Source organism: Amycolatopsis sp. NPDC114505, from assembly GCF_055633615.1.
In genome coordinates this window covers 3,312,219-3,326,616 of the sequence record NZ_JBVKDV010000001.1, presented here as the reverse complement: position 1 = coordinate 3,326,616, position 14,398 = coordinate 3,312,219, and the positions used below count along the sequence as shown (strand labels likewise).

Sequence of the window (14,398 nt, the reverse complement as noted above, 5' to 3'; positions counted from 1 at the left end):
ACGACCGCTCAGGCCAGCTCCGCGCGCCACTTTCGTTCGAGCTCCCGCAGGAAGTCCGGATCGCTCTCCGCCACCCGGGGAAAAGACTCCAGGCGCTCGTAAGGACGGCAGGCGTCGATGATCGCGCGGCTGTTGAACGGGGGCTCGCCCTCGACCGACAAGGGATCCAGCTTGCTGCCCCACGTCCGCTTCATCACCTCGATGTCCCCGGCCGGGTCGCTGCGCGTCGACATCGCCCAGACGACCTGGTCGAGGTCCGCCGGGTCGATGTCGTCGTCCACCACCACGACGTACCGGTTCATGTAGGCGGCGGCCGGGCACTGGGCGGTCAGGTACGCCACCTGCCGCGCGTGCCCGGCGTACCGCTGCCGCACCGAAACCGCGATGAACAGCCGCCCGCCGCCGGATTCGTGGGCCCACGCCTTGACGACGCCCGGGACGCCCGACGCGGCCAGCTCGTCCTGGATCATCGCCGACTTCATCACGGTGCGCATGTACGAATAGTCGTGCGGCGGCTTGCCCGGCGGAGCGCCGAGCAGGATCGGGTCGTCGCGGTGGTACAGCCGCGTGATCTCGACGGCGAGGTTCGGCCGCCGGCGGCCCGAGTAGTACCCGGTCCACTCGCCGAACGGTCCCTCCTCGCGCAGGTGGTCCGGCCGCAGCCAGCCCTCGATCGCCAGCTCGCTGCCCGCCGGGATCGGCAGCCCGGTTTCCGGCCCGGTGACGACCGGGACGCGCTCGCCCAGCACCGCCCCGGCGTACTCCAGTTCCGAAATCCCGTGCGGGACCTCGGTGCCGCCCAGCACGAGCAGCAACGGGTCGTGTCCGAAGGAGACGGTCACCGGCGCACGGCCCTCCTTTTCGAACCAGCGCCGGATGTTCTGGTCGCCGTGCTTGCCCGGCACCACCGCGAGGGTGACGCTGCGGCCCTCGTCGGCCACCTCCATCCGATAGCAGCCTCCATTGTGGACGCCGGTGTCCGGATCGCTGGTGACGACGAAGCAGCCCGTGCCGATGAACCGCCCGCCGTCGTGGGCGTGCCAGCGCGGTACCGGGAACGTCAGCAGGTCGACCTGCTCGCCGGGGACCTCGTGGGCCAGCAGGGGCGCGTCCTCGACCGGCCGCACCGGGAAGTCCCGGGCCGACGCCGCCCAGCGCGACGGCTTCCCGCGCAGGGCCTCGACCACGCCGACGTCGTCGAGGTCGTCGCCCAGGCGCAGGGTCCGCCCGAACCGCCGCGGCGAACCGGTGCTGCCGGTGAGCACCCGCATCCCGGCCGGGTACCCGGCGATCCCGTCGAACAGGACGGCGGGCGCCCCGGGCAGCCGGTAGCTCAGCTCGGCGATCCCGCCCAGCTCGAGGTCCCAGTGCGCGCCCCGCACGGTCCGCAGCTCCCCGAACCCGGCGACGGCGTCGAGGTGCGAACGCAGGCTCAGCAACGGTTCCGTCACTTCTCGTCCCCGGCGAAGTGCTGGGCGACGACCGGCCACAGGTCGGGCCGCTCCAGCAGGCTCAGGTGCCGCGCGCGGTCCAGCACCCGCAGCCGCGCGCCCTCGATCCCGGCGGCCAGCTCGCGGGACATCTCCGGCGGCGTCGCGTAGTCCTCGGCGCCGACCAGGACCAGCGTTTCGGCCCGGACGTCGCCGAGCCGGTCGCGGGCGTCCAGCGCGCCGAGGGCCCGGCACGCGGCCGCGTGGGCCTTCGAGTCCGTCGCGGTGAAGATCTCGCACACGCGCTCGACCTCTTCGGGGTGTTCGGCGCGGAAGGCGTCGGCGAACCACCGGTCCCGCTGGAACTCCAGCTGCGCCGGCCGGGCCACGGTCAGCGCGCGCTCGGCCCGCTGCGCCCATTCGGCGACGCTGTCCGGGCCGTACCACGCGGTCGCGTCGGCGAGCACGAGCCGGTGCACGAGGTCCGGCCGGTTCACGGCGAGTGTGAGGGCGGTGCTGCCGCCCATCGACAGGCCGATGACGTCCGCCGGGCCGGCACCGAAGTCCTCGATGACGGCGGCCGCGTCGGCGGCCATGTCGTCCACAGTGAACTCCGCACCGTCCCAAGAGGACTCGCCGTGGCCCCGCGCGTCGAGCGCGAGCACCTGGTGCCGGGTGCCGAGGTATTCGGCGACCGGGTCCCAGACGGCGCCGCTGAGCGCCAGGGGGTGCAGCAGCACGACGGGACGGCCCTGGGTCCCGGTGCGGTGGACGTGCACTTCTTTCACGCGCTCTTCCTTCCCTCGCGGGCTTCCCGGCGGGCGGCCGCGGCCTTGATCGCGGTGCGGATCTCGCCGTAGGTGCCGCAGCGGCAGATGTTGCCCTCCAGGTGCTCGGTGACGTCGTCGTCGGTCGGCCTCGGGTTCTCCGCCAGCAGCTCGTGGGCCATCAGCACGAACCCGGGAATGCAGTAGCCGCACTGCATCGCGCGGGCCGCGACGAACTCGTCGACCACCTCGTCGTCCTCCGGCAGCCCGTCGGCCGTCGTGATCTCGGCGTTGTCGTACCGCGCGGCGCGGGCCAGGCAGCTCGACACGCTCTGCCCGCCGGCCAGCACGGTGCACGCCCCGCACGCGCCGACGCCGCAGCCTTCGCGCGCGCTCGTCACGCCGAACTCGCGGCGCAGCACGTCGAGCAGCAGCTCGTCGTCGGCGACGGCGAGGCGGCGGCGCCGTCCGTTGACGGTCAGCTGGATCTCCCTCATGACTGCTCCTGCTCGGTGATCGCGGTGAGGATCCGCTCCGGGGTGAGCGGCAGCTCGGTCAGCCGGACGCCGGTGGCGTCGCGCACGGCGTTGGCGATCGCCGGCGCGAGCGGGATGATCGCGGTCTCGCCGACACCCTTGGCGCCGAACGGTCCAGTCCGGTGTGGACTCTCGATGACGATCGGCGTCAGCTTGTCCGGCATGTCCTTGATGGACGGCAGCTGGTAGTCCAGCAGGGTGCCGTTGACGATCTGGCCCTCGTCGAACACGAGCTGGTCGAACAGCGCGTGCCCGAGGCCCATGATCGCCGCGCCGGAGAGCTGCTGCTCGACCATGGCCGGGTTGATCGCGCGGCCGACGTCGCCGGCGACCGCGAGGTGCTCGACGTGCACGCGCCCGGTCGCGGTGTCGACGGTCAGCTGGACGGCGGCCGCGCCGGCGAACCAGTGCTCGGTGACCCGCGGGGACTGCCCGGTCTCGTGGTCGTAGGGCTGCCACGTCGTGCTGAAGTTCGCCTCGGCGGTGAGCGTGGTGCCCCGCGCGCCGAAGTGGGCGAGCAGCAGGTCCGGGATGCTGACGGTGGCCTGGCTCTGGGCGCTGACGAGCCCGTCGCCGGTGATCTTGATGTCGGTCGCTTCGACGTCGAAGTGCTTCGCCGCGAGGCCGGTCAGCTTGTCCCGCATGGACTCCGCGGCGAGCCGGACGGCGTTGCCGGTGTGGTAGGTCGACCGCGAGCCGGCGGTGATCGTGTCGTACGGCGTGACGTCGGTGTCCGCGCCGACGACCCGCACCCGGCCCTCGCCGAGGCACAGCACCTCGGCGGCGATCTGCGCCATGATCGTGTCGCTGCCCTGTCCCATGTCGACGGTGCTGATCAGCACGGTCGCCGAGCCGTCCTGGTTGAGCTGGACGGTGGCGTTGGAGATCGTCGGCGTCAGCACGGCCTTGATCCCGACCGCGACCCCGCGCCCGCGCACGAACCGGCCTTCCGCTGGCGGCAGCGGGTCGGCCCAGCCGATGGCCTCGGTGACGGCGTCGAGGCAGCCGACGAAGTCCGCGCTGTGCATCGGCGTGCCGACCGGCGCGATGTCGCCCTCCCGCAGCAGGTTGCGCCGCCGGAACTCGGCCGGGTCCTCGCCGCGTTCGCGCGCCAGCTCGTCCACAAGGGACTCGTGGGACCACGTCACCTGTGGCACACCGAAGCCCCGGAACGGCCCGGCGGACGGCTTGTTCGTGTAGACGCACCGGGAGCGCACACGGACGTTGTCCACTTTGTACGGCCCGGTGGCGACCATGCCCGACTTGGCCGTGATGCGCGGCCCGACGTCGGCGTAGGCCCCGGTGTCGTAGCGGACGTCGGCGGTCGCGGCCACGATCGAGCCGTCCTCGCCGGCGGTCATGCTGCCGGACACGGCGGCGCCGTGGCGGGTGGTGAGCAGGAACGCCTCTTCGCGGGTGGCGGTGATGCGCACGGGCTTGCGCTGCGTCCACGCCAGCGCCGCGACCAGCGGTTCCAGCCGGTCGTACATCTTGGCGCCGAAGCTGCCGCCGAGCGGCGCGGTCCGCACCCGGACCCGGTTGAGCGGCAGGTCGAGCAGGTCGGCCAGGCTCTGCCGGACGTAGGACGGCGTCTGCGTCGTCGCGATCAGCTCGACCCGGTCGCCCTCGGGCCACGCGGCCGCGTACGGCAGCTCGATCGGCACGTGGTGGGTCGGTGGCGCCCAGAACTCCGCGCTCACCTTGGTTCCCCCGGCCGCGTCGGGGTCGCCCTTCCGCAGGTTGAACTCGTAGTTGACGTTCGTGTCGCGCTTGCCGCGCAGGTGCTTGAGGTCGCCGAACACCGCCGACGGCCGCAGTTCTTCGTGCACGTAGGAGGTTCCGGTGATGGCGTCGTCGACGTCGTGCACCGGGGCCAGCTCGTCGTACTCGACCTGGATCTCTTCGGCCGCCTGGCGAGCTTGCGCGACGCTGTGCGCGAGCACGGCCGCGACGGGTTCGCCGACGTACCGGACCTTGCCCACGGCCAGGCACGGCTGGTCGGAGAACGCGGGGCCGGTCATCATCCGCTCGCCGAGCAGGGCGAACAGGTCCGCGCCGGTGACGACCGCGACGACGCCCTCGACCGCGAGTGCCCGGGACGTGTCGACCGAGACGATCTTCGCGTGCGGCCGGGTGCCGCGGTGGACGGCGACGTCGAGGCACGGCCGGACGGGTTCTTCGGCGGCGTACCGGAACTCGCCGCGGACCTTGGCGCGCCCGTCGGTGCGGGCCCACCGCTCACCGACGGCGGCGCCGGCCGAGGAACGGGATCCGTCGCTCATCGTCTCGCTCCTTCCAGGAGGCTCGCACGGCTTCTTCGACGGCCACGAGGCCGAGCCGCGTCTTGTAAGCGCTTCCCCCGCGCACGTCCGGGAGGGGGTCGATCAGCGGCCCGGCGACGTCCTTCGCCGTGGCCACGACGTCGTCGACGGCGGTGTCGCCGGCGAGCTCGAACTGGGTGAACACCGGCACGTGGGCCAGCGCGCCGAGCCCGAGCCGCACCTGGCGGCGGCCGCGGGAAGCCGGCACCACCAGCACGGCGGCGGACGCAGCAGGCCAGTCGTTGACCGCGAGGCTCGACAGCTTGGCGAAGTGCGCGCCCGCGTCTTCGGGCTGCCGCGGGATTTCGACGGCCGTGATGAGCTCGCCGGGTTCCAGGGCCGTCTGCTGGAAGTCGACGAAGAACTCGCGCGCGGGCACGGTCCGCTTCCCCCGCGACGACGTGAGCTCGACGCGCGCGTCGAGCACCATCAGCGCGGTCGGCGGGTCGAGCCGGTAGTCGCCGTGCGCGAGGTTGCCGCCGACGCTCGCGGTGTTGCGGACGCGGGGGTTCGCGACGCGGCCGTAGACCTCGGCGGCCAGCGGTGCGAGCTCCCGCACGAGCGGGCTGGTTTCCATCTGGCGCAACGTGACCAGCGGGCCGGCGCGCAGGCCGTCCTTGGTGCGGGTGATCTCGCCGAGGCCCGGGACGGCGGCGATGTCGACCAGGTCGGACGCGAAGAGGACGCCCTGCTTGAGCAGGATCTGGACGGCGGTGCCGCCGCCGTAGACCATCGCGTCCTCGCCCTCCGCCAGGAGCGAGCAGGCTTCGCCGAGCGTGTCCGGGTAGTGGTAGACGGGCATCAGCTCTTCTTCCCGAACAGCCGCGCGAGCAGGCGGCGCCACCACGAGACGGGCTTTTCGGCAGCGTCGGCCGGCGCGGCCGGGCCGTTCCGGCGTTCGAGGACGCTGCGCAGCCCGGGGTTGTCCGGCCCCGGCGGACCGGCGGCGCAGATCTCGGAGAAGGCCGCGACGAACTCCTTCTCGACCTCCTGCGAGCGGCGCCGCACGAGCGACTCGCCGAGCCGGCCGATCCGGCCCCAGATCGCGACGTCCAGGCTGTAGTCCACTTTGGACGAGTCCGGGCCGTCGGGCCGGACGCCGAGGCGCGCGTCGATCTTGATGGAGCTGCCGAGCTTGTGGTCCTCGCCCTTGAGCAGCGCCCGCACCAGCTCCGGCTCGGTCAGTTCGGTGATCTCCGCGGAGAACCCGGCGCTGAACCGGACGTGGGCGATCTCGTTGACGAGCCGGCCGCGGTAGTGCTCCGCGTCCGCCCGGTCGAGTTCGGTGCAGCCGGGGACGCTGACCCGCATCGAGTCCGGGTCGAGGAAGTGCGCGAACACGCGTTCGTGCCCGGCGGGAACGAGAAAGGAGGATCCGAGCTTCATATGACCACCAGAGAGGACTAGGTGTCTAATATAGAGGACACTAACACGGTCCTGGCGACACGCAAACCCGCTCGGCTACCGTGCGCGAAGGAAGAACGACGAGGGGCGAGGATGACGAGCGACGTACCAGCGGTGCTGAGCGCCGTACGGCTCCTGGAGCGGATCGCCCGGGACTGGCCGGAACCGGTGGCCTCCGGGGTGCTGATCGAGGAGCTGGGTCTCAACCGCAGCACCTGCTACAACATCCTCGGCACCCTGCAGCGGGCCGGCTGGACCACCAGCCGCGACGGCTGGTCGCTCGGCCCGCGGCTGCTCGCGATGGCCCGCCTCTCCGAAGACTGGATGACGGAGATCGTCCAGCAGGAGCTCGACGCGCTCAACCAGCGGATCAACTTCGTCGTCTTCGCGGTGCAGCCGCACGGGAAGGGCGAGTATTCGGTGCTGGCCAAGGGTGACCGGGGCAAGGGCGTGCGGATCACGGTCGGCGTCGGCGACACGTTCCCCTTCTCGGCACCGGCCATCATGCGCGCGTTCCACGCCTGGTCCGCCCCGGCCGAGGTGGACCGGCTGGTCGAGCAGTTCGGCGTCGAGGAGTTCACCCCCGAGACGGTCGCGACCCCCGACGAGCTGCGCGAGATCCTGGACGACACCCGCGAGCGCGGGTACGCCGAGAGCATCCGGGAGTACGACCTCGGCCAGTCCGGCGTGGCGGCCCCGGTGTTCGACGCGCAGGGCCGCGTCTGCCTGGTCGTGTGCTCGCTGGCGTTCGCGTCGGAGCTCAACGAGTCCACTGTGGATCACTACGGTGGCCTGATCCGCGAATGCGGTTCGCGCATCACCGAACGCACCGGCGGTGCGGAGAAAATAGCGGAATAGTTCCGCTTCAGCGGAATCTCCACGATCCGGGGCTCCGGATCGTGCCTTGACCTCACCCTGCGGCTCGCTTACGGTTCCGCATGCAGGACTCGATGTCCTAGATAGAGGACAAGACTTCCGGCCCACGGCGGCCCGGAAAGGAGATCCCGTGTCCGAGGTCGCACTCGCCCGGAAGCCCTGGGCCAAGACACTGAACCGCACGCAGTGGCGGTCGCTGCTCGCCGCGAACCTCGGCTGGCTCTTCGACGGCTTCGAGACCTACGCGCTCATCCTGACCGCGAGTCTCGTCCTGAAGACACTCGAGCCCGGCGCGCCGGCGACGCAGGTGGCGTTCCTGACCGGCGCCACGATCGCCGTCACGCTGCTCGGCTGGGGCTTCGGCGGAATCCTCGGCGGGGTGTTCGCCGACTACTTCGGCCGGCGGAAAGCGCTCCTGACCTCGATGGTGCTGTACGCCGCGTTCACCGGCCTCACCGCGGTTTCCTGGTCGTGGGCGTCGTTCCTCGTCCTGCGGTTCATCACCGGGTTCGCGCTCGGTTCGGAGTGGGGCACCGGCACGTCGCTGGTCGCCGAGACCTGGCCGGCCCACGCGCGCGCCAAGGCCGCCGGCCTCATGCAGTGCGGGCTCGGGCTGGGCTTCTTCCTCGCGTCGGCCTGCTGGTACTTCATCGCGCCGCTGGGGCCGGACTCCTGGCGGTACATGTTCCTGATCGGCGTGCTGCCGGCGGTGTTCGCGTTGTGGTTGCGCCGCAAGGTGCCCGAGTCCGACCAGTGGACCAGTGCCCACCGCCGCCGCCGGGAGCTGAAGCAGCGGGGCGGCGAGCTGACCGACCACGAAAAGTCGTTCACCCGGCTGACCCTGCGCCAGATCATGGTCGACCCCAAGCTGCGCAGGCTGACCATCCTCGGCTCGCTGATGTCACTGGTCACCACCCTCGGCTGGTGGGGCATCTCGACGTGGGTCCCCGCCTACGTCGCCTCGCGCGCCGCCGCCGACGGGCATTCGGCGACGTCGTGGGCGAGCGGGGCCGGGATGATCTACAACGCCGGCGCGATCGCCGGCTACATCGCCTTCGGCTTCATCGCCGACCGCGTCGGCCGGAAACCCGCGGTGCTGCTGTACTTCGCCGCTTCTTTGATCCTCACGCCGGTGCTGTTCCTGTGGACGCACAGCCTCGGCCTGATCGTCGTCGTGCTCGTCGTCAACGGGTTCTTCACGCTCGGCCAGTACACGTGGATGCCGGTGTGGCTGCCCGAGTTCTACCCCACCCACCTGCGCGCCACCGGCGCGGCGTTCGTGTTCAACGCGGCGCGGTTCATCGCCTTCCTCGGCCCGCTCACCGCCGGCGCGGTCATCTCGAAGCTCGGCGGGTACGGCGTCGCCGCGACCGCCGTCGGGTCGATCTACGTGCTGGGCCTGGTCGTCGCCCCGTTCTGCCCCGAGACCCGGGGCCAAAAACTGCCTGACTGATCCCCGCGAAAGGGAACCTCCTTGTCGACCCTGCAGACGCCCACCGGCAGCGGTGGGCTCACTCCCGTGCGCTCCTACACCGCTCGCATCCTGTTCTTCGCGTTCCTCGGCACGCTCTTCGACGGCGCGGAGCTCAACCTCGTCGGCTACCCGCTGTCCTACCTGGCGGAGAGCTTCCACGTCAGCACCATCCAGATCATCCAGGTCGCCACGCTGCAGGGGTTCGCCTCGATCGTGGGCGGGATCCTGTGCGGCTGGCTCGGCGACCTCTACGGCAGGCGCTGGACCTACACCGGGTCCGTGCTGGCGTTCGGCGTCGCCGCGCTGCTCGGCGGGCTCGCGCCGAACTACTTCCTGTTCCTGCTGACCCGGCTGCTCGCCGGCGTCGGGATGGGCGGGCTGTTCGGGCTGTCGTTCTCGATGTTCGCCGAGTGCTGGAAGACGCGCAAACGCGGCATGATGGGCGGCTCCATCCAGGCGATGTACTTCGTCGGCCAGATCCTGACCGAGGGCGTGGTGTACGTCTGCCTCGTCGAGTTCGGCGAAGACCGCGGCTGGCGCACGGGGTACGTCCTGATCGGCGTCACGACGCTGGTGATCGGCATCGCCGCGGCCGTGCTGCTGCCGGAGTCCGAGCAGTGGCTGGAGTACCAGCGCGAGCTGAAGGCGGGCCGGGTGCCGGAGAAGCTGCGCCGCACGAAGGTGCCGCTGCTGGACGTGTTCCGCGGCGGGTACGCGGCCGGCACGATCCTGTTCATGGCGCTGGCGACGGCGTTGTTCCTCACCACGAACTCGCTCATCTCGTACCTGTCGACGTTCCTGATCAAGGTGGAGAAGGTGCCGCTGGGCACGGCGAGCCTGATCGTCCTCTTGGGACTTATTGTCACCGGGATCACCTATCCCCTGACCGGAATCCTGTCGGACGTCCTGAAACGCAAGTGGGCGATGTTCGCCTCGGCGCTGTTCGGCGTGCTCGGGTTCGCCTGGTTCCTCACCCTCGTGGTGAGCGGTGCGGCGAAGATCGGCACGGACTTCTGGGCGTCGCCGACGTTCTGGGCGCTGATGATGTGCGCCGGCGGCAGCGGCGGGTTCGGCGTGCTCGGCATCTGGATGGCCGAGTTCTTCCCGACGCGCGTGCGCTCGAGCGGCTCGAACCTCAGCTACTACGCCGGACGCGGGTTCGGCGCCGGGCTGTTCCCGCTGGTGGCGCTGTCACTCGCGGGCACGGTGCCGCTCGCGCTGGCGCTCGGCATCGTCGGCCCGGTCGCCGCGGCGGTACTGGCGGTCGTGGCGCCGGACAAGACCGGCCGGCGCATCGAGGCGATCGAATGAAGGTGGTCGTCGCGATCACCGGTGCCAGCGGCGCGGCTTACGGCGTCCGGATCCTGGAGCTGCTGGCGTACCGACCGGACGTCGAGGTGCACCTGGTGCTGTCGAAGGCCGGCGCGGTGACCGTCCGGCACGAATGCGGGCTTTCCCCGGCAGAGCTGGGAAAGCTCGTGACGGTGCACCACCGGCCGGGCGAGATCGGCGCGTCCATCGCGTCGGGCTCGTTCCCGGTGGACGCGATGCTGGTGGCGCCGTGCTCGATCAAGACGCTGTCGGCGATCGCGTGGAGCTACACCGACGACCTGGTCAGCCGCGCGGCCGACGTCTGCCTGAAGGAAGGGCGCCCGCTGCTGCTGATGGTGCGTGAGACGCCGTTGCACCTCGGCCACCTCCGCGCGATGACGGCGGCGGCCGAGGCGGGCGCGATCATCGCCCCACCGGTCCCGGCGTTCTACCCGCACCCGAAGACGGTCGACGACCTGGTGGACCACACGGCCCGGCGCGCGCTGGCGCGGGTCGGGCTGCGCGAGCTGGCTCCCCCTGCGTGGCAAGGAGATCTCAACGGGGGCTCCGATCGGCGAACTCGACCGTGAAGCCGTCCGGGTCCCGCAGCTGCAGCTGCCGCTCGAACCCGCGGTCCCGCGGCGGGCCCGGCACCGGCACCCCGCGAGCGAGGAAGTCCGCGTACAGCTCGTCGAGGTCGTCGGCCAGCAGCTCGACCTGGACGAACTGCCGCAACCGCCCGGCTTCCCGCTCGACGACGTCGCCCAGTTCCAGCAGCCCGAGCGTCCCGCTTTCCAGGCGCAGCAACACGAACCGCCCGTTGCGGACGTCGACGGCGAACCCGAGCGACTCGTAGAAGGGGACCGAACGGTCCAGACTGGTGACGGGCAGACTCATCCCGGCAAAGGTGATCAAGGCGCACTCCTCCGGCTCAGTGCGCCAAAGGGAGTGCCGGGCGGGCGTTCCGACGCTGCACCCGCTCACCGCCAGCCTAGCCGAGTTCCGCCGCGACGAACCCGGCCGGACCTCGGTGACGCCGCCTCCGTGGTGGGAGCGGACCGGCCGGGCACGGGTCCCGGCACTGCTGGACCTGGTCTCGCCGTTCCTGTGGGGACTCGTGACGAGCATCCACTCGCGCAGAGCACCGACCTACCCCGGCGGCCGGAGCACGCCGCGCGAAAACTCGAGAGAGCACTGCTGCTGCACCGACGATCCCGCAGCGTGGCCCCACGGGTGCGCAAGGGTGGCTGGCTCCATACCGTCGCTCGCACTTTCGGCCTGGTTACACCGCCGTGGTTCTTCACCCGTCGCTCCGCGGACGAGAAAGACGAGCAACACACACCTCAGGGGAGCACAGCCGGCTGATCCGCACCGAGTTCCGCGAGCAGCGCCCGGATCGCCGGGCTCGCGTCGGCGCTGCGCCGCCACGCCGCGTGCACCTCGCGCTTCGGCTGCCGGCGCAACGGACGCGCGATCAGGTCCTCCCCCAGTGGTGGCCGGGCCAGGCGCGGGATCAGCGCGATCACCTCGCCGGACGCGACCAGGGACAGCTGCGTCGCGAAGTCGTCGACCAGGTGCCGGACGTCCGGCTCCGCCGGCGCGTCCGCGAACAGGCGGCGGAACCACTGGTGGCACACCGTTCCCGCCGGACTGGTCACCCACGCGTGGCCGGTGAGGTCGGCGCGGCCGAGCGGTTCGGTGGCCGACGCGAGCGGGTGCGCCCGGCTCAGCACCACGTCGCCGACGTCGGTGTGCACGAGCCGCTGCGTCAACGACGGCGGGTGCGCGGCCGGCAGCCCGTCGGCGTCGTGGACGAGCGCGAAGTCGGCCGTCCCGGCGTCGACGCTGTGCAGCGCCTCCTCGGGGTCCTGCTCGGTGAGGTGGACGCGCAAGTCGGGACAGCGCAAGGACAATCCGCCCAGCAGCGGCGCGAGCAGGCCGCGGATGGCGGTCGAGAACGCCACCACCCGGAGCGTGCCGCGCGGGGCGCCCTCCGAGACCGATTGGGCCGCTTCGACACACCGCTCCAGCGCCTGGAACACCTCCGGCGCCGAGTCGACGATGGCCTGCCCGGCCGGTGTCAGCACCACGCCGCGTCCGGCCGGCGCGAGGATCGGCACCCCGACCTGGTGCTCCAGCCGCTTGATCTGCTGCGACACCGCGGACGCCGTGAACCCCAGTTCCTCGGCCGCGCGCGCCAGCGTCCCGAGCGCCGCCACCGACCGCAACGCCCGCAGCGCACCGACCTCAATCATGAAGCAAGATTACGCAGTATCGGCAAAAAAGCATCGCTGGACCGCACCAGTCACGCCGGGCAAGGTCGAACCATGACCGACTTCGGCGCCAACCTCGTCGCGATGGTGACCCCCATGCGGCCCGGCGGGGCACTCAGCGAACCCGGCCTCGCGAGCCTCGTCGACCACCTGCTGGCCACCGGCTGCGACGGCCTCGTCGTCGGCGGGACCACCGGCGAGTCCCCCACCCTGACCGAACCCGAAGCCGCCGGGCTCGTCCGGAGCGTCGTGGCCCGGGCCGGGCACCGCGCCCGCGTGATCGCCGGCATCGGCACCTACGACACGGCCGCGAGCGTCCGCCGGGCCCGCGAAGCCGAGGCGGCCGGTGCGGACGGGCTGCTGCTCGTCTGCCCCTACTACTCCCGCCCGACCCAGGCCGGGGTGATCGCCCACTGCCTGGCGGTGGCCGACGCGACCGAGCTGCCGGTGATGCTCTACGACGTCCCGGCGCGGGCCGGCATCGCGATGACGCCGTCGACTTTGATCGAGCTGGCCGCCCACCCGCGGATCCGGGCGGTCAAGGACGCCAAGGGCGACCTGTTCGAGGCGATGACGGTCATGACCCGCACGTCGCTGGCGTACTACTGCGGCATCGACGAGCTGAACCTGCCGTACCTGGCGTGCGGCGCGGCGGGCGTGGTCAGCGTGGTGGCCAACGTCGCGGCCGACCACACCGCGGCCCTCATCGAGGCCGTCCGCCGCGGCGACCTGGAGACGGCCCGCTCGCTCAACGACGCACTGCTTCCGTTGGTGGACACCATCATGCGCGTCGGCCCCGGGGTGGCGGCGGCGAAGGCCGCGCTGGCCGACCTGGGTGTCATCCCGCACGCGACGGTCCGGCTGCCGCTGATCGAGGTCAGCTCGGAGGCAGCCGATACACCGATACGTGCGACGGCGATCGCGTCGTGAACTCGCCGCCGGTCCAGTCCTGGTGGCGGGACTCCAGCTCGAACCCCGCCAGCCGGCCCATGAGGTCCAGCTCGGCCGGCCAGATGTAGCGCTGCGGGCACCGGCCGAGCCGCGCCTCCCGCCCCTCGCCGAACTTGAAGTGGTGCGAGACCAGGTGCTGGCGCACGGTGTCGTAGGTGTCCACGCCGAGGTACCCGGACTCCGCGGTGAAGACCACCGCGTCCTGCCCCGGCGGCAGCCGGCGCAGCTCGGGGACGCCGAGCTCGATCACGAACCGGCCGCCGGGGTCCAGGTGCCGGGCCGCGTTGCGGAAGCACTCGACCTGCTCGTCCTGGGTCAGCAGGTTCCCGATCGTGTTGAAGACCAGGTAGACCAGCGAAAACCGGCCCGGCGCCGTGGCCGTCGCCATGTCGCCGGCGACCACCGGGATCTCGGCCTTCGCCCGCAGCCGGTCGAGCATCGGCTCGGACAGTTCGATGCCCGTGACGGACACGCCTCGCGCGGCGAGCGGGACGGCGATGCGCCCGGTGCCGATGGCGAACTCCAGCACGCGCCCGCCGCCGGCCAGCGCGACGAGGCGGTCCACGGTGGGGTCCACGACCTCGGGCGCGAACATGCCGCGGCCCGGGGTGTCGTAGCGTTCGGCGGTTTCGACGTCCCAAATGTCTTCCTGGCGCACGTCGTCAACCCTTGACCCACCCCTGAGATGTGTCCAACCAATAAACTTGCCCGATTCCGGGCAAGAATTTGGGGTTCACCCGATCGATGAGGCATGCTGTCCGGCGTGGAGGACACGGACATCGTCGAGCGCGTCGCCGCGTCGACCGGCTTGCCGCCGGGCGTCGCCGCCCGCGTCGTCGACGACGTCCTCGCCTTTTACCGGACACCCACCGAGCAGTACGTCCGCCGCAGGCACGCCGAGCTGCAGGCCGAGGGCCGGAAGAACCCCGAGATCTTCCCGCTGATCGCCGCCGAGCTCCGGGGCAGGCTCGTCGCCGCCCCCGACCTGTCCGAGCGCCAGCTGCGCCGCATCGTCTACGGCTGAGACCCAGCCCCCCTTGGAAGAAGAGGTTCGC

At 71.5% G+C, this 14,398-nt stretch carries 15 protein-coding genes; 6 read left to right on the top strand and 9 right to left on the bottom strand.

The features are described from left to right. Window positions 1-8: 8 nt before the first annotated feature. Genes ACZ7OU_RS16480 through ACZ7OU_RS16455 form a run of 6 tightly spaced genes read right to left on the bottom strand, consistent with a single transcriptional unit; the run spans window position 9 to window position 6,440 of the window. Window positions 9-1,451, bottom strand: a complete 1,443-nt coding sequence (locus ACZ7OU_RS16480; RefSeq protein ID WP_470255621.1) for a UbiD family decarboxylase — start codon at window positions 1,449-1,451, stop codon at window positions 9-11. Then, window positions 1,448-2,218 carry an alpha/beta fold hydrolase gene (locus ACZ7OU_RS16475; protein WP_470255620.1) on the bottom strand — a complete coding sequence of 257 codons (771 nt, stop codon included), beginning with the start codon at window positions 2,216-2,218 and terminating at the stop codon, window positions 1,448-1,450. Before ACZ7OU_RS16475 ends, ACZ7OU_RS16480 begins: the two co-directional genes overlap by 4 nt. After that, entirely contained in the window at window positions 2,215-2,694 is a 480-nt protein-coding gene (locus ACZ7OU_RS16470) for a (2Fe-2S)-binding protein (RefSeq protein WP_470255619.1), read from the bottom strand. Before ACZ7OU_RS16470 ends, ACZ7OU_RS16475 begins: the two co-directional genes overlap by 4 nt. After that, window positions 2,691-5,015: a xanthine dehydrogenase family protein molybdopterin-binding subunit gene (locus ACZ7OU_RS16465; protein ID WP_470255618.1), complete on the bottom strand. Its 2,325-nt coding sequence runs from the start codon at window positions 5,013-5,015 to the stop codon at window positions 2,691-2,693. The genes ACZ7OU_RS16470 and ACZ7OU_RS16465 overlap by 4 nt, the downstream gene beginning before the upstream one ends. After that, window positions 4,972-5,856, bottom strand: a complete 885-nt coding sequence (locus ACZ7OU_RS16460; RefSeq protein ID WP_470241104.1) for an FAD binding domain-containing protein — start codon at window positions 5,854-5,856, stop codon at window positions 4,972-4,974. Before ACZ7OU_RS16460 ends, ACZ7OU_RS16465 begins: the two co-directional genes overlap by 44 nt. Next, window positions 5,856-6,440 (bottom strand): CoxG family protein, encoded by a 585-nt coding sequence (locus ACZ7OU_RS16455; protein ID WP_470241105.1) that lies wholly within the window; start codon window positions 6,438-6,440, stop codon window positions 5,856-5,858. Before ACZ7OU_RS16455 ends, ACZ7OU_RS16460 begins: the two co-directional genes overlap by 1 nt. A gap of 111 nt (window positions 6,441-6,551) precedes the next feature. On the opposite strand from ACZ7OU_RS16455, the gene ACZ7OU_RS16450 reads away from it, so the two are divergent. The 4 genes from ACZ7OU_RS16450 to ACZ7OU_RS16435 all read left to right on the top strand — a co-directional run bounded on the left by ACZ7OU_RS16450 (window position 6,552) and on the right by ACZ7OU_RS16435 (window position 10,709). After that, complete coding sequence (locus tag ACZ7OU_RS16450) at window positions 6,552-7,316, top strand: IclR family transcriptional regulator (protein WP_470241106.1); 765 nt, start codon at window positions 6,552-6,554, stop codon at window positions 7,314-7,316. A gap of 148 nt (window positions 7,317-7,464) precedes the next feature. Beyond that, the gene (locus ACZ7OU_RS16445) at window positions 7,465-8,787 is read left to right on the top strand and encodes an MFS transporter (protein ID WP_470255617.1); all 1,323 of its coding nucleotides are present in this window, start codon (window positions 7,465-7,467) and stop codon (window positions 8,785-8,787) included. Between the two features lie 21 nt (window positions 8,788-8,808). Further along, window positions 8,809-10,119 (top strand): MFS transporter, encoded by a 1,311-nt coding sequence (locus ACZ7OU_RS16440; RefSeq protein WP_470255616.1) that lies wholly within the window; start codon window positions 8,809-8,811, stop codon window positions 10,117-10,119. Continuing rightward, window positions 10,116-10,709 carry a UbiX family flavin prenyltransferase gene (locus ACZ7OU_RS16435; RefSeq protein ID WP_470255615.1) on the top strand — a complete coding sequence of 198 codons (594 nt, stop codon included), beginning with the start codon at window positions 10,116-10,118 and terminating at the stop codon, window positions 10,707-10,709. Before ACZ7OU_RS16440 ends, ACZ7OU_RS16435 begins: the two co-directional genes overlap by 4 nt. Here ACZ7OU_RS16435 and ACZ7OU_RS16430 read toward each other — a convergent pair. Both ACZ7OU_RS16430 and ACZ7OU_RS16425 read right to left on the bottom strand, forming a co-directional pair. Beyond that, a complete protein-coding gene (locus ACZ7OU_RS16430; protein WP_470255614.1) occupies window positions 10,675-11,016 on the bottom strand; it encodes a VOC family protein in 342 nt (113 codons plus the stop codon). The two genes, ACZ7OU_RS16435 and ACZ7OU_RS16430, sit on opposite strands and share 35 nt — an antisense overlap. Before the next feature lie 446 nt (window positions 11,017-11,462). Next, the gene (locus tag ACZ7OU_RS16425) at window positions 11,463-12,374 is read right to left on the bottom strand and encodes a LysR family transcriptional regulator (RefSeq protein WP_470255613.1); all 912 of its coding nucleotides are present in this window, start codon (window positions 12,372-12,374) and stop codon (window positions 11,463-11,465) included. Between the two features lie 72 nt (window positions 12,375-12,446). Between ACZ7OU_RS16425 and dapA the strand changes: the two genes are divergently transcribed. Beyond that, complete coding sequence (gene dapA / locus ACZ7OU_RS16420; RefSeq protein WP_470255612.1) at window positions 12,447-13,322, top strand: 4-hydroxy-tetrahydrodipicolinate synthase; 876 nt, start codon at window positions 12,447-12,449, stop codon at window positions 13,320-13,322. On the opposite strand, the gene ACZ7OU_RS16415 is transcribed toward dapA, so the two are convergent. Next, on the bottom strand, window positions 13,270-13,938 hold the full coding sequence (locus ACZ7OU_RS16415) for a class I SAM-dependent DNA methyltransferase (RefSeq protein ID WP_470255943.1): 669 nt from the start codon (window positions 13,936-13,938) through the stop codon (window positions 13,270-13,272). The two genes, dapA and ACZ7OU_RS16415, sit on opposite strands and share 53 nt — an antisense overlap. A 156-nt stretch (window positions 13,939-14,094) precedes the next feature. On the opposite strand from ACZ7OU_RS16415, the gene ACZ7OU_RS16410 reads away from it, so the two are divergent. Beyond that, complete coding sequence (locus ACZ7OU_RS16410; protein WP_364619670.1) at window positions 14,095-14,367, top strand: hypothetical protein; 273 nt, start codon at window positions 14,095-14,097, stop codon at window positions 14,365-14,367. Window positions 14,368-14,398: the final 31 nt, after the last annotated feature.

Excerpts from the sequence above, each read along its gene's own strand:
- ACZ7OU_RS16455 (WP_470241105.1), bottom strand. The coding sequence starts at position 6,440 with ATGAAGCTCGGATCCTCCTTTCTCGTTCCCGCCGGGCACGAACGCGTG.
- ACZ7OU_RS16410 (WP_364619670.1), top strand. The coding sequence starts at position 14,095 with ATGCTGTCCGGCGTGGAGGACACGGACATCGTCGAGCGCGTCGCCGCG.
- dapA (WP_470255612.1), top strand. The coding sequence starts at position 12,447 with ATGACCGACTTCGGCGCCAACCTCGTCGCGATGGTGACCCCCATGCGG.
- ACZ7OU_RS16470 (WP_470255619.1), bottom strand. The coding sequence starts at position 2,694 with ATGAGGGAGATCCAGCTGACCGTCAACGGACGGCGCCGCCGCCTCGCC.
- ACZ7OU_RS16430 (WP_470255614.1), bottom strand. The coding sequence starts at position 11,016 with ATGAGTCTGCCCGTCACCAGTCTGGACCGTTCGGTCCCCTTCTACGAG.
- ACZ7OU_RS16415 (WP_470255943.1), bottom strand. The coding sequence starts at position 13,938 with ATGTTCGCGCCCGAGGTCGTGGACCCCACCGTGGACCGCCTCGTCGCG.
- ACZ7OU_RS16465 (WP_470255618.1), bottom strand. The coding sequence starts at position 5,015 with ATGAGCGACGGATCCCGTTCCTCGGCCGGCGCCGCCGTCGGTGAGCGG.
- ACZ7OU_RS16450 (WP_470241106.1), top strand. The coding sequence starts at position 6,552 with ATGACGAGCGACGTACCAGCGGTGCTGAGCGCCGTACGGCTCCTGGAG.
- ACZ7OU_RS16435 (WP_470255615.1), top strand. The coding sequence starts at position 10,116 with ATGAAGGTGGTCGTCGCGATCACCGGTGCCAGCGGCGCGGCTTACGGC.
- ACZ7OU_RS16425 (WP_470255613.1), bottom strand. The coding sequence starts at position 12,374 with ATGATTGAGGTCGGTGCGCTGCGGGCGTTGCGGTCGGTGGCGGCGCTC.
- ACZ7OU_RS16460 (WP_470241104.1), bottom strand. The coding sequence starts at position 5,856 with ATGCCCGTCTACCACTACCCGGACACGCTCGGCGAAGCCTGCTCGCTC.